Origin of the sequence: Glutamicibacter sp. MCAF14, from assembly GCF_052114325.1 — a bacterium.
Taxonomy (GTDB): Bacteria; Actinomycetota; Actinomycetes; order Actinomycetales; family Micrococcaceae; genus Glutamicibacter; species Glutamicibacter arilaitensis.
Map to the genome: position 1 here is coordinate 825,181 of NZ_JBFREO010000004.1, position 21,693 is coordinate 846,873.

The following is a 21,693-nucleotide window of genomic DNA, read 5'->3' on the forward strand; positions in this document are numbered from 1 at the left end:
AAATGAAACTGTGGCAGGAGCTGGCACGATGGGCCAACGAACGACCGGAGCATCTTGCCGTCCTGACTCCAGAACACCAGCTGACTTACGCGCAGCTACACCGACGAAGCTACTGCCTTGCCAACCAATTAACGGAATTATCTGGTCATCGCATCGCAGTGCATACCAACGATCCCGTTGAGATGGCCATTGCCTTCTACGGGATTGTACGCAGCGGGAAAAACATGGTGATCGTCGACCCTGCGTGGCCCTCGAATCTGGCAACGTCAATGGTGTCCAGACTTCGCTGCGATTTATCGCTGACCTCCTGGAATTCGCTCTCACACCTTGGCCGTTCTGCCCAATCCGGGAATCACGAGTCACCACTGGCCGAAACACCCGTTGAAACCGCCACGGATAGTTCCGATACACACGGCCTGCTCGTCATCTGCACTTCCGGTAGCTCTTCGTATCCAAAACCGGTACTCCGGACTTTCGCCTCGTGGGAGCAATCCCTGAATTGCGGCGCTGATATCTTGGGAGCAACACCAATTGCAGCCACCCTCTGTCCTGGGCCGATATCCCATGGGCTGGGGCTCTACGCAATGATCGAATCATTGCATACCGGCGGTACATTCTTGGCTACCGGCAAGTGGGATCCAACCGGCGTGCGCACGTTGGTCGAGAAGACTATTTGCACAAGAATCGTGACCGTCCCTACGATTCTCTCCAAACTACTTTCTCTTCTTGGACCCGAACTGCTCTCCAACCTTCGTACGGTGGTCAGCGGAGGTGAGGCTCTGAACCAAGACACAGTTCGAGAACTGTACCGGGTCGCACCGAGAGTACAGTGCCTCGAATACTTCGGCAGTAGTGAACACAGCCTGATCGCCTACCGGGAGCGCGGCTTAGCCCAATCAGCTCCACCGCATTTTGCCGGGCAGTTATTCCCTGGAGTTCGAGCGCACATCCATGAAATGGATCCGCAAACCGGATTCGGGCAGCTCTATGTTGATAGCCCATTCAATTCAAAAGGCTACGACCCCAGTTCTGAGACCAATATTTCCCGATGCGGATCATCGATCTGCATTGGAGATCGTGCACGAATAGAGGAAACCGGACGCATCATGATCTCCCGCCGTGATGATCAGATGCTCAATTTGAATGGAAACAATATCCATACCGGCGAAGTCAGCGCAGCACTTGAAGCCGTGGGACTGCCGAATGCCATCGTGCAACTGGTTGAACTGGATGGGACACCGGCGTTGGTTGCCTACACCGTTGATCCACCAAAAAATCCAGCGACACTGCTAGCCGAGCTTCAGGCATATTTGCCGCAATACAAGGTTCCGCATCAAATCATTTACCTACGAGCCTGGCCAGAATCCTTCAGCGGAAAACTGAAAACCAAGGATCTCAATATCCAGCACCTCGAAATCCAACGGAGCGACGATCTGCGATGAACAATGCATACATCATCAATGCTGCACGCACCCCCATCGTGCGAGCAGGCAAAGAGTACTCGCGGATTACTGCCGACCAACTGCTCGCGCAGGTAATCGATGAGCTAGTGGAGCGAAGCGGTATCTCGCCTTTGGAAGTGGACCATGTATTTGCTGGTAGTGCGGCAGGACCAGGTGGAAATATTGCGCGCGTAGCAACTTTGGCATCTGTTCTGCCCGCTACGGTCAGTGCTACTTCGATCGATGCCCAATGCGCCAGTGGGCTGGAAGCCATTGCCGCTGGAGCACGAATGATCCGAAGCGGAGAAGCGCATTTCGTTGTGGCCGGCGGTGTTGAATCCGTGAGCACTGCTCCGTGGCGAGTCGAAAAGCAGTCCTCGGCTCTCACCCCGCCGCGCGTGTACTCGCGGGCGCGTTTCACCCCTGCTCCAGATCCTGATCCCGAGATGGGTGAAGCTGCAGAAAATATCGCCCGGGCTTATGGAATTTCTCGAGAACGGCAAGATGCTTTCGCATTGCGCAGCCACCAACGGGCGCTGCAGGCAAACTTCGACGGACACTTCATCCAAGAAATGGTCCCTATCGAAACTAGCAGCGGACGCATAGCGGCAGATTCCTGCCCCAGGTCCGGCCTCACGTTGAGAAAACTCGCTGCGCTCAAGCCAGCATTTGTTCCCGGTGGCACTGTTACTGCAGGAAATTCCTGTCCAATCAATGACGGGGCCGCTGCAGTCATCTTGGTGAGTGATCAAATGCGCCGAAGGCTCAAGGCGAACTTCTCCCTCAAATACCTGGCTGCAGCATCCGGAGCCTGCGACCCTCAAATTCTCGGAATGGCCGCCGTACCGGCATACCGTAAACTCAAGGGCCTACTGCCGCCTGCCAGCGGGACCGGTACTCCCCTGATCGAATTCAACGAGGCTTTTGCCGTACAGGCCCTGGCCTGCCTCGATGAGCTGGAGATTCCCGAGGAACAGGTGAACATCAATGGTGGAGCACTCGCGTTAGGACACCCCTACGGAGCCAGCGGAGCTATTTTGGCGACCCGACTCTATTGGCAGGCAAAACAAGCACATCTGAACGGCCAGAGGGCCATCGCCCTTATGGCTGCGGCAGGAGGCACCGGAGGCGCCGTGGCCTTTGAATCGGTGTTGGGACTGCAAACCGGAGAATAGCTGGCGTAGCGAGCGAATACGAAAGCATCCGCTTGTCTCTGAAGCGCTTCTGCTATCTTTTCCGCCTTCGAGTACGCGAAGGCAGTGGAGATAACGCAAAGAACCGCTCACCTTTCGCAGTGAGCGGTTCTTTGCGTATTAGCCGTGATTAGATGTTGAACCCTAGGGCTCGCATCTGATCGCGACCATCATCGGTAATGCGTTCTGGACCCCATGGTGGCATCCAAACCCAGTTCAGTCGGTGCTCGTCTACAACGCTCTCCAGCGCCTGGCCAACCTGCTCCTCGATGATATCGGTGAGCGGGCAAGCAGCGGTGGTCAGCGTAAGGTCCAGCAAGAGTACGCCGTCTTCTGCGTACTTCAGGCCGTACAGCAAACCCAGGTCGACAATATTGACACCCAATTCAGGGTCAATGACGTCCTTGAGCGCTTCCTCAACGTCTTCCAGAGGAGTCGTAGTGGCTCCCGTGCTCTGTTCGGTCGATTCGCTCATGACTGTAACCTTAGGCCTTGACGTTCAGGTAGCGGTCGTAGCCTTCTTCTTCCAGACGGTCAGCCAGCTCCGGGCCGCCCTGTTCTGCAACGCGGCCGTCCACGAACACGTGCACGAATTCTGGCTTGATGTAGCGCAGGATGCGGGTGTAGTGGGTGATGAGCAGGGTGCCCATTTCATTTTCTTCCTGAGCGCGGTTAACGCCTTCGGAGACAACCTTCAGCGCGTCAACGTCCAGACCGGAGTCGGTCTCGTCCAGTACTGCGAACTTAGGCTTGAACAGTTCCAGCTGCAGGATTTCTACGCGCTTCTTCTCGCCACCGGAGAAGCCTTCGTTGACGTTACGGCCAGCGAAGTCGGCATCGATCTTCAGCTTGCTCATGGCTTCCTTGACGTCCTTGGTCCAGGTACGCAGCTTCGGAGCTTCGCCGTCGATTGCGGTCTTGGCGGTACGCAGGAAGTTGGTCATGGTTACGCCTGGTACCTCTACTGGGTACTGCATAGCCAGGAACAGGCCAGCCTTGGCACGCTCGTCAACGCTCATCTCCAGGACATCTTCACCGTCGAGGGTGATGGTGCCGGAGGTGACGTTGTAGCGTGGGTGGCCAGCGATGGTCGAAGCCAAGGTCGACTTGCCCGAGCCGTTAGGGCCCATGATTGCGTGGGTTTCGCCGGTCTTGATGGTCAGGGTTACACCCTTGAGAATTTCCTTCTCGCCCTGCTCGGTGTCAATCGAGACGTGCAGGTCCTTGATTTCCAGAGTAGACATACGTCGTTCCGTTTCTTTCTAAAAAGCTCTAAGGCTAAAAACTGGTGAAGCAAGCACTGACTAGTTGTCAGTTGCCGCCAATTCGTCTTCGATGGTGTCGGTCAGACGCTCCTGTAGAGCTTCATCGCCGATATGCTGAACGATTTCGTTCAGGAAGCCGCGCACTACCAGACGGCGGGCGGTCTTTTCATCGATGCCGCGAGCCATCAGGTAGAAGAGGTGCTCATCATCGAAACGACCGGTGGTCGATGCGTGGCCAGCACCATCGATCAAACCAGTTTCGATTTCCAGGTTAGGAACCGAGTCGGCACGAGCGCCGTCGGTCAGAACCAGGTTGCGGTTCGCTTCATAGGAATCGGTGCCCACTGCTTCCTTCTGGATCAGCACGTCGCCAACCCAAACGGTGTGTGCATCCTTGCCCTGCAGTGCACCCTTGTACAGCACGTTGGACTTGCAGTTGGCCACAGCGTGGTCAACGAACAAGCGGTGCTCAAGGTGCTGGCCGGCGTCAGCGAAGTACAAGCCGTACAGCTCGATCTCCGCACGTTCGCCGGTGAAGCGAGCCGATGGGTTCACGCGCACCAAGTCGCCACCGAAGGTGACTGCGATGTGCTTGAACGAACCGCCAGCGGCAACCAGTGCCTGCTGCGAGGAAGCATGAACAGCGTCATCCTCCCAGGCCTGCAGCGAAATCACGGTCAGACGGGCGTTGGCCTGAACGTCGAATTCGACGTTCTGTGCCAGCACTGCCGAGCCCACGTGGTCAAGGACCACGGTAGCTTCGGAGTTTTCCTCGGCGACAACGATGATGTGCTGTGCTGCAGCAGCCAGCGACTCACCGGTGATGCGCAAGGTCGCCTGGGCGCCCTCAGCGTTCTTCGGGATGGTCAGGACCTGGGTCTCGGAAGCATACTTCCAAGCGTTGGCCGAAACACGGTCATCCGGGGTGTGAGCCACGCCGTTCAGCGCGTCATCAGCGGACACTACCGAAAGCTTGGCGATCTCGTTTCCGGTCAGTTCAACCTTCGGAGCTGCACCGGTCAGTTCATCGGTGTGCAGGCCCTTCAGGCGCTTGAGCGGGGTGAAACGCCAGTCTTCTTCACGACCGGTCAGCTTGGCGAAGTCATCAACGTTGGTGCTGGTCAGACGACCGGCACGCGAAGAATCCTGCACGCCAACGCCGCCACCGTGGCTGTGTGCCTTGGAAGAGGCGCCGGCCAGCGGCGAGCTGTCGTTGTCGTTGATGGGCGAAAGGTCTTCGCCCTCTTCGGTGAAACCAGGAATCGATGGTGCGCCGATGCGCGCCTTCTCTTCTGGGATATGGGTGGTGGTCTCCGACATTCTTAGCCGACCGATCCTTCCATCTGAAGTTCAATAAGGCGGTTCAGTTCCAGCGCGTACTCCATAGGCAGCTCGCGTGCGATTGGCTCAACGAAGCCGCGCACGATCATTGCCATGGCCTCGTCCTCGGCCATGCCGCGGGACATGAGGTAGAACAGCTGTTCCTCGGACACGCGCGAAACGGTTGCCTCGTGGCCCATGGTCACGTCATCCTCGCGGACGTCGATGTATGGGTAGGTATCCGAACGCGAGATCTGGTCAACCAGCAATGCGTCACAAACTACCGAGTTCTTGGTGCCCTTGGCGCCTTCCTGAACCTGTACCAGGCCGCGGTAAGCAGAACGGCCACCGTTACGAGCCACCGACTTGGCAACAATTGCCGAGGAGGTGTTCGGTGCGATGTGGACCATCTTCGAACCGGTGTCCTGGTGCTGGCCCTCGCCGGCGAAGGCGATGGACAGGGTCTCGCCCTTGGCATGCTCGCCAACCAGGTAGACAGCTGGGTACTTCATGGTGACCTTGGAACCGATGTTGCCATCGACCCATTCCATGGTGGCGCCCTCTTCACAGACAGCACGCTTGGTCACCAGGTTGTACACGTTGTTCGACCAGTTCTGGATCGTGGTGTAGCGAACGCGGGCGTTCTTCTTCACGATGATCTCGACTACTGCCGAGTGCAGCGAGTCCGACTGGTAGATCGGCGCGGTGCAACCCTCGATGTAGTGAACGTAGGAATCCTCATCGGCGATGATCAGGGTACGTTCGAACTGACCCATGTTTTCCGTGTTGATACGGAAGTAAGCCTGCAGTGGGATTTCGACGTGAACGCCCTTGGGGACATAAACGAACGAGCCACCGGACCATACAGCGGTGTTCAGCGAAGCGAACTTGTTATCGCCTGCCGGAATAACCGAGCCGAAGTATTCCTGGAAGATCTCAGGGTGTTCCTTCAAACCGGTATCGGTATCAAGGAAGATGACGCCCTGGGCTTCAAGGTCTTCACGCAGCTGGTGGTAGACAACCTCAGACTCGTACTGAGCGGCAACGCCGGAAACCAGGCGCTGCTTTTCAGCCTCAGGAATACCCAGCTTGTCGTAGGTGTTCTTGATGTCTTCTGGAAGCTCGTCCCAGGTGGTTGCCTGCTTCTCAGTGGAGCGGACGAAGTACTTGATGTTGTCGAAGTCAATGCCCGAGAGGTCTGGACCCCAGGTAGGCATTGGCTTGCGATCGAAGTACTTCAGCGCCTTCTGGCGGCGCTCCAGCATCCATTCTGGCTCGGACTTGAGGGCGGAAATGTTCGCCACAACGTCCTTGTCGACGCCGCGGCGTGCATTCGCACCCGCGTCATTCTTGTCTGACCAGCCGTATTCGTAATTGCCGATTCCATGGAGTTCGGGGTTCTTCTCCAGAATTTCGGAAATTACACCCGGGTCGGCAGACTCCTGTGCAATCTGATCCGTCATCGCGGCCTCTCCTGCTTCGTGAACTGAATTCGAGTTCTCTTCTCGGCGCGCATTGGCGCCTTTTCACGCCCCACAGGGATGTGGGTCGTGCACACGTGTCCGCCGCCGGCCAACGTTGACAATCGTCGAACGTCAACGCCCAGCAAGCGAGCGAACATTTCCGTTTCCATGTCGCAAAACACTGGAAACTCTCGTGCCAAGTCTTGTATCGGGCAGTGCCCCTGGCACAGCTGAACGCTGTGCATCAGTGCGGTTGCCACTTTTGTATCAACTTTTCGGGTGTATCCCACGAATCCGTCGGCGCTGAGCAAGTTGCCCAGTACCTCGGCTCGTGCTTCCAGCCCTTCAACGCCGGCAAGTGCCTTGGCATATCGGTCTTCCATCGATGCGAAACGATTACGCGCAAACTTCTGAATTGCGTCCTCGCCTGCTGCATCACCGAGCATCTTCAATGCGTCAGTGGCGATTTCCAGATAATCGTTGCCCAACTTCGTCTGGCCACGGTGCGAAAGCACGTAGCGGCGAGATGGACGTCCGGCTCCGGTCTTCTGGTTCGCCACCAGTTTTACCTCAACGAGTCCCGACTTCGAGAGCGCGTCGAGGTGGCGTCGGACCGCAGCGGGCGTGAAGCCAAGCTTGCTTCCAAGCTCAGCCGCACTGACCGGCCCGTCCTCAAGTACTGCATAAAGGACGCGGTCTCGCGTGCGCTCCTCGGTATCCCCAACTGCGCCAACCGTCGCGGCAGTCGAGCCACTAGCTGATTCTGAATTTGATGAATACACAACACAATCATGCGTAAATTTTTGCGCTAGGTCTAGTAAGGAAGCACTTACTAAGGAATGGCTTGCCCCGCTAGTACTTTTGCTTGTTTCAAACTTCTGGCACTTCTATTGTCTCGTCACCTGCAACGGAACTCGAGGGTTGGTGACTAACCACTCAGCACAGCTACTTCGACATGACGTAGAATGTTTCAGTGTCTTCTGTAACTCCCAGCCTCGTAATCAACGAGCTGGCTAAAGATCTAGGTCCAGTTCCCGCCATGGGCAACCGCATGTTGCGAGTCCTGGAGTCGGTGTCGCTAAAAGCCTATCCGGGGCAGGTTACCACCCTGTTGGGTGCAAACGGGGCCGGCAAATCAACGACCCTCGCTTGCGCTCAGGGGTTGCTGCAGCCCGAGGGTGGCACCGTCGAACTTCTGGGACAAAACCCCTTCGGTGATAATCCGGACTTGCGCTCCCGTGTCGGAGTCATGCTCCAAGATGGCGGACTGCCACCATCGATGCGACCAGTGCCTTTACTACGCCATGTTGCTTCGCTTTACCAGAATCCCATCGACATCGATGCCTTGATCAAGCGCCTGGATCTCGAATCATTCGGCACCCGCACCATCCGCCGCCTCTCAGGCGGGCAAAAACAGCGTGTCGCCTTGGCCCTGGCACTTGCCGGTGATCCAGAAGTACTGTTCCTCGATGAACCAAGTGCAGGTCTGGACCCGCAGTCCCGCCAGGTAGTTTTCGATCTCATTGCCGAACTTCGCGATGCCGGCAAGGCCATCATCCTCACCACCCACCTCATGGATGACGCACAGCGCCTGAGCGACTACGTCTACATCATCGACAAGGGCTGCACCGTTGCGCAGGGAACCGTTGCTGAGCTGACAGCCCGCGCAGCCGAGGATCAAGACACCCGCCCCGTATCCTTCTGCGCACCCGCAAGTTTGGCTCTTCCCGAACCGCCTGCAGGATTGCATCTAGCGGAGACCGAGTCTGGCCAGTACCGGCTTGATGGAGTCAACTCCCCCGAACATTTGAATTGGCTGACCAGTTGGTGGCTCCGGGAGGGCATTTTGCCAACTCAGCTGAACTTGCAGTCACGAAGCCTCGAAGACGTCTTCCTCGAAATCGCCCAGAAGGAGGGACGGGTTTGAGCCATACGCAGACTCAGTCCAATGCTGTTTCGCCACTACGCCGAATCCTGAACCAGGGCAAGTACGAGTCAATCCAGATGCTCAGCAATGGCGAGCAGCTGATTCTCGCTGTTGTCATGCCGCTCATTGCGCTGTTCGTACTGACCCTGACCGATCTGGTCAAGGACGTCGCCGAGCGCAGCATCGATGCCGCGGTCCCCGGCGTGCTGGCCTTATGCGTCATTTCCACGGCCTTCACCGGCCAGGGAATCGGCACAGGTTTCGACCGCCGCTACGGTGTGCTCACCATGTTCTCGACAACGCCACTAGGCAAGACGGGCTTGATTTTCGGCAAGGTTATTGCCGTGCTTTCGGTCTTGCTGATCCAGGTCATACTGATCTGCTCGGTCGCGTTGCTGTTCTTGGACTGGCACCCGAATCTCTGGGGCATCGCTCCGGCCATCCTCTTCCTGCTCTTGGGTGCAGCGGCGTTTACGGCGCTGGGCCTGCTCATCGCCGGAACTGTGCGCCCAGAGGCGACCTTGGCAATCACTAACTTGGCATGGATCCTGCTGGCCGGCGCCGGCGGTGTCCTCTACCCGCTGAGCATGGCACCTGATTGGGCCCAGCCAACGTTGAATGCTTTGCCTTCCGCCGCGCTGGGCGATGCCATGCGCGATGCACTGATCCACGGCCAGTTCAGCCTCGCTGGCCTCATCTTCTTGGTCCTTTGGACAGTAGCTGGCTCCTTTGCAGCCATCAAGCTGTTCAAATGGAGCTAGCCACCACTCAATTTCAAAAGGGAGATTCCAATGTCTTCAGTCCTAGCCTCCAACAGCTGGGCCGATAAGCTGCCCACGAAGGTAACCCGCCTCGTGCACGCTCTGGCGATCGCATCCCTGGTCTCCCAGATTGGCATTATCGTCACCGGTGGAGCAGTAAGGCTCACGGAGTCGGGCCTCGGTTGCTCCCAATGGCCCAACTGCGTCCCGGGGTCGATGACCCCTGTCCCGGAAATGGGCATCCACGGAATCATCGAGTTCGGCAACCGCCTGCTGACCTTCGTCCTGCTGGTAATCGCCGTCGCCTTCCTGATTTCCATCTGGAAGATGCGCCCTACCCACCGCACCCTGTACAAGCTGTCCATCGGCTTGCTCGCTGGCATCGCGCTTCAGGCGCTGGTTGGCGCCATTACCGTGTGGACCGGCCTGAACGCATGGGTTGTTTCGGTGCACTTCCTGATTTCCGGAGCCCTGGTCATCATGGCCACCTTCCAGGTCAATCGCACCGCCAAGGAGCTGAAGGGCCGCACGATCGAACACAGCAGCAAGTCGATCCGCCAGGTCTCCTTCGCGGCATGGATCTTCTCCCTGCTGGCGGTAGCTTTCGGAACTATCGTTACCGGCACCGGCCCGCACGCAGGCGACGCCGATGCACCGCGTCACTTGTTTGATCCGCTGCTGGTCACCCGCATGCATACCGCTCCGGTGTACCTGCTGGTATTTGCCACCATCGTGGTACTGGTCCTGGCCTACAGGCAGGTTGGCAACGCCCAGCTTCGCACCGCCATCTGGTGGCTTGTAGCGGCCATTGCGATCCAGGCAGCCATCGGCTACATCCAGCACTTCAATGGCCTGCCTGTCGCCTTGGTGCTCTCTCACATGCTGGGCGCCAGCTTGCTTCTTTCAGCTTCGGCAAACGTCTGGGACCGGGCAGCTATCCTTCCGGATTACCAGCGCAGCGATGCCTAGGATTCCGCATTAGATAACTCAGGGTTGCCCTGCACTTTAGGTGCAGGGCAACCCTGAGTCGTTAAGGGCTATCGGCTTTGAGCCGCCCGGCGTTTGAACCGCAGCAGCCCATGAAGTCCAAAGAAGAAATAGACGGTTCCTACCAACCAAATTCCCGCAAGCAGCAGACCCTGATCGATAACGGAAGCCACCAAGAGTGCGGCACCGCTGGTACAGGTGACCCAGAGAGCAGGGCGGAAATTGGCCAAGAACCCAATGCCGCAGGCCAATCCCAGCGCCAGATAGAGGTATGCTGCCACGCTCGGCTCGATCCCCGAGAACAATCCTGACACGAGGAATACGACCGGCAACAGCAGGCAGATGCCTCCGATGGTACGCATCCGTTTCACTCGCCCCGCACGATGCACTGACCCGGCAGTTCCCCTATGAATTCCAACGAACATCCACGCCGTGACCATCGAGGGAACATAGAAGATGCCACTGCTGGTGATAAAACCAGCAACCAGTATGCTCATGCAACCGGCAATCACATAGCTGTAGATGAGTGCTGCTCTCCCCTTCATGACGGCAGAGGCAGATACGCCAAGTCCGAAGATCGCGAAGATCAAAAGCTGTAACGCGCCAAACTTATAGATTGAGTCATAGCCTCCTTGGATCGGAGGCGCCTGATTGCCCACAATCCGATCGCCAAGAGTATCCGCCATTGACCCGTCAATGATGGAGACAAGGACTCCCAGGATTAGTGCCACGGCACCGAGCACGAGGCTTTTCCTGCGCAGCGGAGCTCGCTCTCGGGATGCCTTGAGTTGGGCCGTCAGTGGGGCGGCAACAGTCTCCGGGGCGCCTAGCGCGCCCAGGATCTGCTCATCTCTCCTGCCCAGTGCCCTACCCTCCTCGATATGCTGCGCCACATCTTCCAAAAGCTCGGCTCCCATATCCCTTGGCGCATCGCGCAGGAGCTTGCCCAAGGCCTGCAGGTACGTTTCCGCACTTTGGTACTCAGCTGTCGATGCCATGTTGCCCTCCAAGAAGTTCGGTTACCTGCAGTGAAATTGCTTCCCATACTTCACGGAACTCGCCAAGCATCAGATGCCCGTGCTCCGTAATCGTGTAGTACTTGCGCTTGCGGCCCGACCCGCCTTCTTCCCAGTAGGTCTCAACCAGGCCCGTGGTTTTCATGCGTGCCAAGAGTGGATACAGACTTCCCTCGCTGGCGGTGAGCTGCCGCGCAGTGAGTTCTTCTGCCAGTTCCAGCCCGTATTTATCTCCGCCGGCTAGCGAACCCAGCACGCAGTACTCAAGGACACCCTTGCGTATGTTGGTAGCGATTTTTTCGCGTTGATCGGACATGGAATGAGAATACCTTGCGTAACAAGACTTGCATAGCAAGATTTAGGATATTCCTCTGTCAAGAGCAACCACTGATTCTGAGGATCACGCTTTGATGCCACGCGGGCCGGTGAACAAGTACGCCCACAACGCAGAAAAGTGCCCTGCCGGGAAACCAACTGATGCTGGTTCCCCGGCAGGGCACTTTCTGAATCTAAGCTGCCGTTCTAGCTTCTAGCCGAACAGCGGGCTGCCTACGAACGGGTCAACGGCCAGAGCCAGGAATACGATCGTGAGGTAGGTGATGGAGATGTGGAAGACCTTCATGGCCTTGCGGTTGACCTCGGCTGGCTTATGGTTGCCCTGCGCTTCGCGGTAGAGCACGTGGGATTCGTAGACGAACCAGATGCCTGCACCACCAGCGATTGCGGTGTAGAGAATGCCTGCGTTGCCCAGCGGCACCAGCAGCATCGAGCAAACGACAGTAGCCCATGCGTAGAGCACTACCTGCACCGAAACGCGACGTGCGTTGGCAATAGCACCGAGCATCGGCACCGAAGCTGCGTTGTAGTCATCTGCGTACTTCATGGACAGTGGCCAGTAGTGCGGCGGGGTCCAGAGGAAGATCACCAGGAACAGAATGACTGCTGGCCATTCGATGGTGTTCTTTACAGCGGCCCAAGCAATCAGCACCGGCATGCATCCGGCGATGCCGCCCCAGACGATATTCTGCGCGGTACGACGCTTGAGAATCAACGTGTAGAAGACGACGTAGAGCAGGATGGCGGCCAAGCCCAATGCAGTGGTCAGCGGGTTAGTCCCGACCCACAACACGATCAGGGACGCAACGGCCAGGCTCCACGAGAAAATCAGCGCTTCCTTCGGAGTCAGGTCACCGGTCACCAGCGGACGGCCCTTGGTACGCTTCATCAACTTGTCCATATCGCGGTCGATATAGCAGTTGAATGCGCCCGAAGCACCTGCGGCCATGGCACCACCAACGAGGGTGGAGATCATCAGCCAAACGGCGGGGAATCCGCGCTCGGCAAAGATCATGGTCGGAAGGGTGCTCACAAGCAGCAACTCGATCACGCGAGGCTTCGTCAATGCTAGATAGGCGAGAGCCTTACGCTTCATAAAGTCTCCGGTGCTTTCACCAGGTTGACGCGAGGCGCGTGGCACTGATGCTCCGGCGACACTTTGAGTCTTCAATTAAACGCACTCAGTTCTTCATGGGTACAAGACAGACACTGTCATTCTACGCTGGATAGAAATTGATTGAAACTCCCCACGGAGAGGATCACATCCCAAACAAGGTGATTTGGATCAATTAGTACCCCTTCGCCTCGACTCCTGCACAACATATAAGCCACACCCCTGCCGCACAACCAATGCCGCCGTACGACTCCCGCCGGCAGTGGCGCATACCGCCGAGCACGGCCCTTCGATTCCCCCAGCGGCGCAACAGCGCCTCAAGCCTCCTCGGTCAGAACCATCTTGCCAACGACCCCTAGCCGCTGGAGGGAACAGTCGAACCCGATGAAATGCCTACGTTCCGAACTTTCCGCATCCAAGGAAACGGCAACTCCTGCCACCAGCGAAACAAAGCCTTAATCAGATAATTCCTCGTGGCACAAAAATTGTGTTTTGTAAGTCTCGCTTCGTCCGCACGCTAAGGCAGAGCATCTTCGGCAGAATTGGCCGCAAGTTAAGGCAGGAGAGCACAAATGCACAGAATGATTGACGCGTTTGCTCACGCCATGGCACTAATGCCCGCTGGCGCGCAACCTCCTGTGCAAACTGATTAATTCTGTGTCATCTTGCAAAATTCAACGCCTGAAAACGTCAATTCGCGATAGGGTTGACTCAGATTGCGCCGTCGCGACCTGCCATCCCCCTGTTATGAAGCAAAGCCGGGGCATGAGGAGGCGACGGCGTATTGCGTGTCAGCGGGAGAAATTTCCCGTCCAAGCCCGAATGGAAGGAACGCCGCTGTGGCGACTGAATCCTTAGTAGAAGAATTCTCACTGACCGAGTTGGATCGTAAGGCCATTGACACCACTCGTGTCTTGGCAGCCGACGCCGTCGAAAAAGTTGGCAATGGCCACCCCGGTACCGCAATGAGCTTGGCTCCGGCCGCCTACTTGATTTTCCAGAAGCACCTGCGCCATGATCCGAAGGATCCTAACTGGATCGGCCGCGACCGCTTCGTGCTCTCCCCCGGACACACCTCGCTGACTTTGTACCTGCAGCTGTTCCTCTCCGGCTACGGCTTGGAGATGGAAGACATCGAAGCACTACGTACCTGGGGTGCCAAGACCCCGGGCCACCCTGAGTTCGGCCACACCGCCGGCGTTGAGATTACCACCGGCCCACTGGGCCAGGGCCTGGCCTCCGCCGTTGGCTTCGCCTACTCCCAGCGCCGCATGCGTGGCCTGCTGGATCCTGCCGCTGAAGCCGGCACCAGCCCATTCGACCACACCGTGTACGTCATCGCTTCCGATGGCGACCTGCAGGAGGGCGTCACCTCCGAGGCTTCCTCGCTGGCCGGCCACCAGGAACTGGGCAACCTTGTTGTGATCTACGATGACAACAAGATCTCCATCGAGAACGACACCGACATCGCCTTCACCGAAGACGTGCTGGGCCGCTACGCGTCCTACGGCTGGCACACCCAGCGCGTTGACTGGACCGTCACCGGCGAATACGTCGAGGACATGGCTGCACTGGATGCAGCAATCCGCGCAGCCAAGGCCGAAACCTCGCGCCCATCGATCATCAGCCTGCGCACCATCATCGGCTGGCCTTCGCCAACCAAGCAGAACACCGGCGGCATCCACGGCTCCAAGCTGGGCACCGAAGAAGTAGCTGGCCTAAAGAAGGTTCTGGGCTTCGACCCGGAGAAGAACTTCCAGATCGAAGATGACGTGCTGGCTCACGCCCGCGAGATCGTCACCCGCGGTGCGCAGCTGCACGCCTCGTGGAACGAGACCTTCGAAGCTTGGAAGTCCGCCAACCCTGAAGAAGCCGCACTGCTTGCACGCCTGCAGGCCGGCGAGCTGCCAGAAGGCTGGACCGAGAAGATCCCAACCTTCGAGCCAGGCTCCACCATGGCTACCCGCGCCGCGTCGGGCAAGGTCATCAACGCGATCGCCGATGAATTGCCAGAACTCTGGGGCGGCTCTGCCGACCTGGCCGGTTCGAACAACACCACCATCGAGACCGCGAAGTCCTTCGCACCTGAGCGCCGCTCCACCGATACCTGGTCCGCCAGCCCATACGGCCGCGTACTGCACTTCGGCATCCGCGAGCACGCTGCCGCTTCGATCGTGAACGGCATTGTGCTCTCCAGCCCAACCCGTGCATTCTCCGGCACCTTCCTGATCTTCTCGGACTACCAGCGTCCGGCCATCCGCTTGGCCGCACTGATGGGCGTCCCGTCGATCTTCGTATGGACCCACGACTCCATCGGCCTGGGCGAAGACGGCCCGACCCACCAGCCAGTGGAGCAGCTCGCTAGCCTGCGCATCATCCCGAACTTCGATGTGGTCCGCCCAGCGGATGCCAACGAGGTCGCCTACGCATGGCGCGGCATGCTGGAATTGACCGATACCCCATCGGGCATCGTGCTTTCCCGCCAGAACCTGCCAATCTACGACCGCGCGGCCACCGGCTTCCGCGGCGCAGAAGGCACCCTGAAGGGCGGCTACATCCTGGCCGAAGCCGTCCGCGACGGCGCAGAGACCACCCCGGATGTCATCTTGCTGGCTACCGGTTCCGAGGTTGAGCTGGCCGTTGAGGCCCGTGAAGCACTGGCAGCCAAGAACATCGCTGCCCGCGTGGTATCCCTGCCTTCGCTGGAATGGTTCGCCAAGCAGGATGCTGCCTACCGCGAAGAGGTCCTGCCCGCCGCGATCACCGCCCGCGTTTCGGTTGAAGCCGGCGTAGCCCAGGGCTGGCGCGAGCTGGTCGGGGCACATGGCGAAATCATTTCGCTCGATCACTTCGGCGCTTCCGCCGATTACAAGAAGCTGTACTCGGAGTTCGGCATCACCACCGAGGCTGTTGTAGCCGCCGCCGAAACCTCCCTGCAGAACGCTGCCAAGTAAGGAACTGAAGTAACTATTATGAGCAACCCGAATACTCAGGCCCTGTCCGACGCTGGCGTCTCCATCTGGTTGGACGACCTTTCGCGTGAACGACTGACCAGCGGCTCGCTGGCCAAGCTGATCGAAGAGAAGAACGTGGTCGGCGTGACCACCAACCCATCGATCTTCGCCGCGGCACTGTCCAAGGCAGAGGTCTATGGCCAGGCGATTGCCGAGCAGAAGCACCGCTCGGTAGAAGACGCGATCACCGAGATCACCAGCGATGACGTGGCAGCAGCCTGCGACCTGTTCAAGGGCATCTACGAGTCCTCCAAGGGCTTCGATGGCCGCGTGTCCATCGAGGTTGATCCCCGCCTGGCTCACGAGACCGCACCAACCATCGCCCAGGCCAAGGCCCTGTACGAGCGCGTGAACCGCGAGAACGTGCTGATCAAGATCCCGGCAACCGTCGAGGGCCTGGAAGCAATCACCGAAACCATTGCCGCTGGCATTTCGGTGAACGTCACCCTGATCTTCTCGCTGGAACGCTACCGCGAGGTCATCAACGCCTACCTGCTGGGCCTGGAGAAGGCCAAGGCCGAGGGCCTGGACCTGTCCAAGATCCACTCGGTCGCTTCCTTCTTCGTTTCCCGCGTGGATTCGGAAATCGACAAGCGCCTGGATGCCATCGGCACCGATGCGGCAGCAGCCGTACGCGGACAGGCCGGCGTAGCCAACGCCCGCTTGGCCTACCAGGTCTTCGAAGAGTCCTTCGCTTCGGCACGCTACGAGGTGCTGGCAGCTGCCGGCGCCAACGTCCAGCGTCCACTGTGGGCTTCGACCGGCGTGAAGGATCCTGCCTACCCATCGACCCTGTACGTCACCGAGCTGGTTGCACCGCAGACCGTGAACACCATGCCGGAGAAGACCCTGGACGCCACCGCGGCTGAAGCAGAGGTCCGCGGCAACGCGATCGCCGGCAGCTACGACGCCGCCAACCGCGTGCTGGACAAGCTCGCTGCGCTGGGCATCGACTACAACGAGGTCGTGGACCTGCTTGAGGTTGAAGGCGTATCGAAGTTCGACGTTGCATGGAACGAACTGCTTGAGGACATGGCTGTGGCACTGAAGGGAGCCAAGTAGATGGAGCTTGGTCTTGTAACCTCCGGCGAGGCCCTGGCCTCCGTCGACGCGTTGCTCCCGAAGCTGATCGAAGCGAAGATCGGCAGCCGCATCGCCGCCCAGGACCCAACCATTTGGGGTCCTGAGGCAGAAGCTGAATCAGCCATCCGCCTCGGTTGGGTCAGTCCCTTCGAGGCCGCAGGCAAGCTGATCCCGCAGATCCTGGATCTGCGCGACGAGCTGCAAGAAGAGGGCCTGACCCGCATCGTGCTGTGCGGCATGGGCGGCTCCTCGCTGGCCCCTGAGGTCATCACCGCCAATGACGAGGTGGAACTGGTCATCTGCGACACCACCGATCCGTCGATGGTCAAGCAGATTGTGGAGACCGACCTGGAGCACACCGTCGTGGTGGTTGCTTCCAAGTCGGGTTCCACCGTGGAAACCGACTCGCAGCGCCGTGCCTTCACCGCAGCCTTCCAGGCTGCAGGCATCGATCCAGCCACCCGCCTGGTGCTTATCACCGATCCGGGCTCGCCAATGGATAAGCCTGAAGGCGTGCGCGCGGTGTTCAACGCTGATCCGAACGTTGGCGGGCGCTACTCGGCGCTGACCGCTTTCGGCCTGGTCCCTTCGGGCCTGGCCGGTGCGGACATCGAAGCCCTGGTTGAAGAATCCGGGCTGGTCAACGACGTGCTGGCATTGGACGACGAGGACAACCTCGCGCTGCACCTGGGTGCCGCCATGGCTACCGCGGGCCGCGACAAGCTGCTGATTGCCTGTGTTGGCGACGCCCTGCCGGGCTTCGGCGACTGGGCCGAGCAGCTGATCGCCGAGTCCACAGGCAAGGAAGGCAAGGGCGTGCTGCCTGTTGCCGCGCATGTGGATGCTCCGGAGCTGAAGAACCTGGCTGCGGACGTGCTGCCGCTGTTCGTCTACGACGCGCTGCCTGAGGATTTCGACGAGGACGCCACCGCTGTGCACTTCAGTGCACCGCTGGGCACCGCGTTCATGATCTTCGAGTACGCCACCGCCGTAGCCGGCTACCTGCTGGGCATCAGCCCCTTCGACCAGCCTGATGTCGAGGCTGCGAAGATTGCTGCCCGTTCCATGCTTGATGCTCCAGCGGAAACTGCACCGGATGCAGTGGATGGGCCAGTTGAGCTCTACGGCACCGAGGCCAAGACCTTGGATGCGGCGCTGGAGCAGCTCACCGCGCAGCTGCCTGCAGACGGCTACCTGGCCATCCAGGCGTACCTGAACCGCACTGCGGATCAGGAGCTTGCCGCGCTGCGTGATCTGCTGGCTGAAAAGGCCGGCCGTCCAGTCACCTTCGGCTGGGGTCCGCGCTTCTTGCACTCCACCGGCCAATACCACAAGGGCGGCCCGGCACAGGGCGTGTTCTTGCAGGTCACCGCGGACCACAAGGAAGACCTTGAGATCCCGGAACGTCCGTACACCTTCGGCGGCTTGATCACCGCCCAGGCGATCGGCGATGGCGCAGTACTGGCTGACGCCGAACATAACCGCCCAGTGCTGCGCGTGAACCTCACGGACCGCGCCGCAGGAATCGCTGCCCTGATTGAGGCAGCGAAGTAAGGCACTATGAGCAATCCACTACGCGACGCCCGCGACCGGCGGCTTAACCGCATTGCCGGTCCGGGCGCGCTGGTGTTCTTCGGAATCACCGGCGACCTTGCCCGCAAAAAACTCATGCCAGCGGTCTACGACCTGGCTAACCGCGGACTGCTTCCCCCGAACTTCGCGATCGTCGGCTTCGGCCGCCGAGACTGGACGGCGCAGGACTTCGCCAACCAGGCCCGCGAATGGATTCTGGCCAGCGCCCGCACCCCCTTCAACGAAACAGTTTTCGCCCAGCTGGCCGCCGGAATGCGCTTCATCTCCGGTGCCTTCGACGACGACGGTGCCTACGAGAAGCTGGCCGAAACCCTTGATGAGCTGGCCGAATCGCGTTCCACCGGACGCAACCACGCCTTCTACCTCTCGATTCCGCCTAGCTGGTTCGAAGTGGTCTGCCAGAAGCTGGCCGAGCACAAGCTGGCCAAGGACAAGAACCCGGGCTGGGAACGCGTGGTCATCGAGAAGCCATTCGGCCATGACCTGGAAAGCGCCCGCGAGCTGAACGAAATCGTGGAATCGGTGTTCCCACCGGATGCGGTCTTCCGCATCGACCACTATCTGGGCAAGGAAACGGTGCAGAACCTGCTTGCCCTTCGCTTCGGCAACCAGATGTTCGAACCATTGTGGAACAACAAGTACGTGGACCACGTGCAGATCACCATGGCCGAGGACATCGGCATAGGCGGGCGTGCCAGCTACTACGACGGCGTGGGCGCGGCCCGCGACGTCATCCAGAACCACCTGCTGCAGCTGCTCGCGCTGACTGCGATGGAAGAACCGATCTCCTTCGACGCGGACCACCTGCGCAGCGAAAAGGAAAAGGTGCTCACCGCAGTCCAGCTGCCCGAGGACCTGGGAGCGGCCAGTGCCCGCGGCCAGTACACCTCCGGGTGGCAGGGAGCTGAAGAAGTCGTCGGCTTCCTGGACGAAGAGGGCTTCAACCCGAAATCCAAGACCGAAACCTATGCGGCGGTGCGGTTGAACATCAACACCCGCCGCTGGTCCGGGGTGCCGTTCTACCTGCGCGCCGGCAAGCGCCTGGGACGACGCGTCACCGAGATCGCGGTGGTATTCAAGAAGGCCCCGAACCTGCTGTTCACCGACCACGAGGATGACGAGTTCGGCCAGAACGCCTTCGTGATCCGCGTGCAGCCAGACGAAGGCGCTACCATCCGCTTCTCCTCCAAGGTGCCCGGCACCCAGATGGAGATCCGCGATGTGACCATGGACTTCGGCTACGGCAACGCCTTCACCGAATCCTCCCCCGAGGCCTACGAACGTTTGATCCTCGACGTGCTGCTGGGCGAACCGCCGCTGTTCCCCCGCCACGAAGAAGTCGAGCAGTCCTGGCGCATCCTGGATCCCTTCGAGGAATACTGGGCTTCGCTGCCCACCCAGCCCGAGCCTTACGCTCCGGGTTCGTGGGGCCCGGAAAGCAGCGATGAGCTGATGGCGAAAGATGGCAGGAGCTGGCGACGACCATGATGATCGACCTTCCAAACACCACCACCTCCAAGGTGGCCAAGAAGCTGATCTCCTCGCGCCGCACCCACGGCGTAGTAGCCCTGTCGCGGGTCATGACCCTGGTTGTCATCACCCGCGAAGGCTTCGCCGAGAACGCCATCGAGGCCGCCAACTTAGCTAGCCGCGAGCACCCCTGCCGAATCATCGTCGTGGTGCGCGGCAACAAGTCCGAGGCCAACCGGTTGGACGTGCAGATCCGCGTAGGCGGAGACGCAGGTGCCTCCGAAGTCATCGTCATGCGCACCTACGGTCCGGATGTCGTGGCCGACGAGGCACTGATCTCCGCCCTGCTGCTGCCCGATGCACCGATCGTGGCCTGGTGGCCGCACGGAGTGCCGCAGGACCCTGCCGGCACCGCGCTGGGCAAGCTGGCGCACCGCAGGATCACCGATTCGGCTGAAACCGAAGATCCCACGGCCGCACTGTTCAGCCGCATTGCCACCTACCGGGCCGGCGATACCGACCTGGCGTGGACCCGGCTGACCCTGTGGCGTGCCCAGCTGGCCAGCATCATCGACCTGATCGGCACCGACGGGCTGAACGGCATCACGGTGAAGGGGTCGGATAATTCTCCGTCCACCACCTTGCTGGCAGCCTGGCTGACCATGTGCCTGGACGTGCCGGTGACCATCGCCGCGGACAAGTCCAACGGCGGGCTATCGAGCGTGCGGCTGGCTCGTGAAGCCGGCGACGTCGAGCTCTCGCGGCCTTCCGGGGCCGTCGCGCACCTCTACCTGCCAGGTTCCGCCCCGCAGCGCATCTCCTTGCCGCGCCGTTCGGTGGCCGAATGCCTGGCCGAGGAAATGCGCCGGCTGGACGCTGACGATGTCTTCGGCGAAGTCATCACCAAGGGCTTGAACCTGACCAATCTAAGGAGCATCAGATCCAGTGATCGCTAGGCAAATTCTCATCCATGAAGACCCTGAAGCTACCGCCAACGCCATTGCGGCCCGGCTGATCACCTCGATCGCCGACGCACTAGCCGCCCGCGGTGTCGCCCACGTGGTGGTCACCGGAGGTTCGCTGGGCATCGCCGCCTTGGAGGCTGTTGCCGCCAACCCGGCCAAGACCTCGGTGAACTGGTCGCAGGTGCACTTCTGGTGGGGCGACGAGCGTTTTGTCGCCACCGATTCGGCTGACCGCAACGTATTGCAGGCCGAAGCGCTGTTCGCAGCACTGGATGAATTGGGCCTGGATCGATCCACCGTGCATGCCATGGGTGCCAGCGACAAGTACTACACCGCTGAGCAGGCTGCCGAAGCCTACGCGGCCGAACTGGCAGCTGAAGCCGAACAAGGCGCCTTGAACCCCGCGTTCGACGTGCTGATGCTCGGCATGGGCCCGGACTCGCATGTGGCCTCGCTCTTCCCGAACCACACTCGTTCGGATCAGCCAGGGGTCATCGCCGTCCACGATTCCCCCAAGCCGCCTCCGCACCGTGTCACGCTCACCATGGGCACGATCAACACCGCCAAAGAGGTGTGGCTGATCGTCACCGGCGCCGACAAGGCTCCAGCGTTGGCCAAGGCCCAGCACGAGATCAATGAGGTTGCTGTTCCAGCCTCGGCCGTGCACGGCACTGAAGCCACCCGCTGGATCATCGACCGCGCTGCGGCAACTCTGCTCTAGCAACCACGGCTCGGCCGGTGTCC

Annotated in this window: 19 protein-coding genes; 11 read left to right on the forward strand and 8 right to left on the reverse strand. The window is 59.7% G+C overall.

All coding sequences use genetic code 11. The features are described 5' to 3' along the window. Positions 1-2: 2 nt before the first annotated feature. A complete protein-coding gene (locus tag AB4Y71_RS11465) occupies positions 3-1,442 on the forward strand; it encodes a class I adenylate-forming enzyme family protein (protein WP_441720478.1) in 1,440 nt (479 codons plus the stop codon). Continuing rightward, positions 1,439-2,617 (forward strand): thiolase family protein, encoded by a 1,179-nt coding sequence (locus tag AB4Y71_RS11470; protein WP_441720480.1) that lies wholly within the window; start codon positions 1,439-1,441, stop codon positions 2,615-2,617. The genes AB4Y71_RS11465 and AB4Y71_RS11470 overlap by 4 nt, the downstream gene beginning before the upstream one ends. Positions 2,618-2,765: 148 nt before the next feature. Here AB4Y71_RS11470 and AB4Y71_RS11475 read toward each other — a convergent pair whose 3' ends face one another. Genes AB4Y71_RS11475 through AB4Y71_RS11495 form a run of 5 tightly spaced genes read right to left on the reverse strand, consistent with a single transcriptional unit; the run spans position 2,766 to position 7,465 of the window. Then, a complete protein-coding gene (locus AB4Y71_RS11475) occupies positions 2,766-3,110 on the reverse strand; it encodes a metal-sulfur cluster assembly factor (protein WP_013349222.1) in 345 nt (114 codons plus the stop codon). A 10-nt stretch (positions 3,111-3,120) separates the two neighbouring features. Further along, positions 3,121-3,879, reverse strand: coding sequence for a Fe-S cluster assembly ATPase SufC (gene sufC, locus AB4Y71_RS11480; protein WP_417364116.1), 759 nt, complete (start codon positions 3,877-3,879; stop codon positions 3,121-3,123). Positions 3,880-3,939: 60 nt separating this feature from the next. Further along, positions 3,940-5,220 (reverse strand): Fe-S cluster assembly protein SufD, encoded by a 1,281-nt coding sequence (gene sufD, locus AB4Y71_RS11485; protein ID WP_417364118.1) that lies wholly within the window; start codon positions 5,218-5,220, stop codon positions 3,940-3,942. Between the two features lie 2 nt (positions 5,221-5,222). After that, positions 5,223-6,683 carry a Fe-S cluster assembly protein SufB gene (gene sufB / locus AB4Y71_RS11490; protein WP_134780002.1) on the reverse strand — a complete coding sequence of 487 codons (1,461 nt, stop codon included), beginning with the start codon at positions 6,681-6,683 and terminating at the stop codon, positions 5,223-5,225. Continuing rightward, positions 6,680-7,465 (reverse strand): helix-turn-helix transcriptional regulator, encoded by a 786-nt coding sequence (locus AB4Y71_RS11495; RefSeq protein WP_102597531.1) that lies wholly within the window; start codon positions 7,463-7,465, stop codon positions 6,680-6,682. Before AB4Y71_RS11495 ends, sufB begins: the two co-directional genes overlap by 4 nt. Positions 7,466-7,656: 191 nt before the next feature. Between AB4Y71_RS11495 and AB4Y71_RS11500 the strand changes: the two genes are divergently transcribed. From AB4Y71_RS11500 to AB4Y71_RS11510, 3 genes are read left to right on the forward strand one after another with little or no spacing between them, the layout of a single operon-like run. Further along, positions 7,657-8,610: an ABC transporter ATP-binding protein gene (locus AB4Y71_RS11500; protein ID WP_013349227.1), complete on the forward strand. Its 954-nt coding sequence runs from the start codon at positions 7,657-7,659 to the stop codon at positions 8,608-8,610. Then, positions 8,607-9,371 carry an ABC transporter permease gene (locus AB4Y71_RS11505; RefSeq protein WP_013349228.1) on the forward strand — a complete coding sequence of 255 codons (765 nt, stop codon included), beginning with the start codon at positions 8,607-8,609 and terminating at the stop codon, positions 9,369-9,371. The genes AB4Y71_RS11500 and AB4Y71_RS11505 overlap by 4 nt, the downstream gene beginning before the upstream one ends. Positions 9,372-9,401: 30 nt before the next feature. Further along, positions 9,402-10,340, forward strand: a complete 939-nt coding sequence (locus tag AB4Y71_RS11510; protein ID WP_441720482.1) for a COX15/CtaA family protein — start codon at positions 9,402-9,404, stop codon at positions 10,338-10,340. Positions 10,341-10,408: 68 nt separating this feature from the next. Here AB4Y71_RS11510 and AB4Y71_RS11515 read toward each other — a convergent pair whose 3' ends face one another. From AB4Y71_RS11515 to AB4Y71_RS11525, 3 genes are all read right to left on the reverse strand, one after another. After that, complete coding sequence (locus tag AB4Y71_RS11515; protein ID WP_441720484.1) at positions 10,409-11,356, reverse strand: HAAS signaling domain-containing protein; 948 nt, start codon at positions 11,354-11,356, stop codon at positions 10,409-10,411. Continuing rightward, positions 11,340-11,690 carry a PadR family transcriptional regulator gene (locus AB4Y71_RS11520; protein WP_441720486.1) on the reverse strand — a complete coding sequence of 117 codons (351 nt, stop codon included), beginning with the start codon at positions 11,688-11,690 and terminating at the stop codon, positions 11,340-11,342. The genes AB4Y71_RS11515 and AB4Y71_RS11520 overlap by 17 nt, the downstream gene beginning before the upstream one ends. Before the next feature lie 213 nt (positions 11,691-11,903). After that, the gene (locus AB4Y71_RS11525) at positions 11,904-12,806 is read right to left on the reverse strand and encodes a heme o synthase (protein ID WP_013349232.1); all 903 of its coding nucleotides are present in this window, start codon (positions 12,804-12,806) and stop codon (positions 11,904-11,906) included. Positions 12,807-13,663: 857 nt separating this feature from the next. Between AB4Y71_RS11525 and tkt the strand changes: the two genes are divergently transcribed. The 6 genes from tkt to pgl are packed head-to-tail and all read left to right on the forward strand — an operon-like array spanning position 13,664 to position 21,670. Then, entirely contained in the window at positions 13,664-15,778 is a 2,115-nt protein-coding gene (gene tkt, locus AB4Y71_RS11530) for a transketolase (protein WP_441720488.1), read from the forward strand. Positions 15,779-15,796: 18 nt separating this feature from the next. Continuing rightward, positions 15,797-16,900 (forward strand): transaldolase, encoded by a 1,104-nt coding sequence (tal, locus tag AB4Y71_RS11535; RefSeq protein ID WP_134779997.1) that lies wholly within the window; start codon positions 15,797-15,799, stop codon positions 16,898-16,900. Next, entirely contained in the window at positions 16,901-18,475 is a 1,575-nt protein-coding gene (locus tag AB4Y71_RS11540) for a glucose-6-phosphate isomerase (protein WP_441720490.1), read from the forward strand. It abuts the gene before it with no gap. Between the two features lie 6 nt (positions 18,476-18,481). Continuing rightward, complete coding sequence (gene zwf / locus AB4Y71_RS11545) at positions 18,482-20,002, forward strand: glucose-6-phosphate dehydrogenase (RefSeq protein WP_102597527.1); 1,521 nt, start codon at positions 18,482-18,484, stop codon at positions 20,000-20,002. Continuing rightward, a complete protein-coding gene (locus AB4Y71_RS11550) occupies positions 19,999-20,940 on the forward strand; it encodes a glucose-6-phosphate dehydrogenase assembly protein OpcA (RefSeq protein WP_013349237.1) in 942 nt (313 codons plus the stop codon). Before zwf ends, AB4Y71_RS11550 begins: the two co-directional genes overlap by 4 nt. Continuing rightward, positions 20,930-21,670 carry a 6-phosphogluconolactonase gene (gene pgl / locus AB4Y71_RS11555; protein WP_441720492.1) on the forward strand — a complete coding sequence of 247 codons (741 nt, stop codon included), beginning with the start codon at positions 20,930-20,932 and terminating at the stop codon, positions 21,668-21,670. The genes AB4Y71_RS11550 and pgl overlap by 11 nt, the downstream gene beginning before the upstream one ends. Positions 21,671-21,693: the final 23 nt, after the last annotated feature.

Bases quoted from the DNA above. Each gene is read 5' to 3' on its own strand.
- AB4Y71_RS11465 (WP_441720478.1), top strand. From the start codon at position 3: ATGAAACTGTGGCAGGAGCTGGCACGATGGGCCAACGAACGACCGGAG.
- AB4Y71_RS11470 (WP_441720480.1), top strand. From the start codon at position 1,439: ATGAACAATGCATACATCATCAATGCTGCACGCACCCCCATCGTGCGA.
- AB4Y71_RS11475 (WP_013349222.1), bottom strand. From the start codon at position 3,110: ATGAGCGAATCGACCGAACAGAGCACGGGAGCCACTACGACTCCTCTG.
- sufC (WP_417364116.1), bottom strand. From the start codon at position 3,879: ATGTCTACTCTGGAAATCAAGGACCTGCACGTCTCGATTGACACCGAG.
- sufD (WP_417364118.1), bottom strand. From the start codon at position 5,220: ATGTCGGAGACCACCACCCATATCCCAGAAGAGAAGGCGCGCATCGGC.
- sufB (WP_134780002.1), bottom strand. From the start codon at position 6,683: ATGACGGATCAGATTGCACAGGAGTCTGCCGACCCGGGTGTAATTTCC.
- AB4Y71_RS11510 (WP_441720482.1), top strand. From the start codon at position 9,402: ATGTCTTCAGTCCTAGCCTCCAACAGCTGGGCCGATAAGCTGCCCACG.
- AB4Y71_RS11515 (WP_441720484.1), bottom strand. From the start codon at position 11,356: ATGGCATCGACAGCTGAGTACCAAAGTGCGGAAACGTACCTGCAGGCC.
- AB4Y71_RS11520 (WP_441720486.1), bottom strand. From the start codon at position 11,690: ATGTCCGATCAACGCGAAAAAATCGCTACCAACATACGCAAGGGTGTC.
- AB4Y71_RS11525 (WP_013349232.1), bottom strand. From the start codon at position 12,806: ATGAAGCGTAAGGCTCTCGCCTATCTAGCATTGACGAAGCCTCGCGTG.
- tal (WP_134779997.1), top strand. From the start codon at position 15,797: ATGAGCAACCCGAATACTCAGGCCCTGTCCGACGCTGGCGTCTCCATC.
- AB4Y71_RS11540 (WP_441720490.1), top strand. From the start codon at position 16,901: ATGGAGCTTGGTCTTGTAACCTCCGGCGAGGCCCTGGCCTCCGTCGAC.
- zwf (WP_102597527.1), top strand. From the start codon at position 18,482: ATGAGCAATCCACTACGCGACGCCCGCGACCGGCGGCTTAACCGCATT.
- AB4Y71_RS11550 (WP_013349237.1), top strand. From the start codon at position 19,999: ATGATGATCGACCTTCCAAACACCACCACCTCCAAGGTGGCCAAGAAG.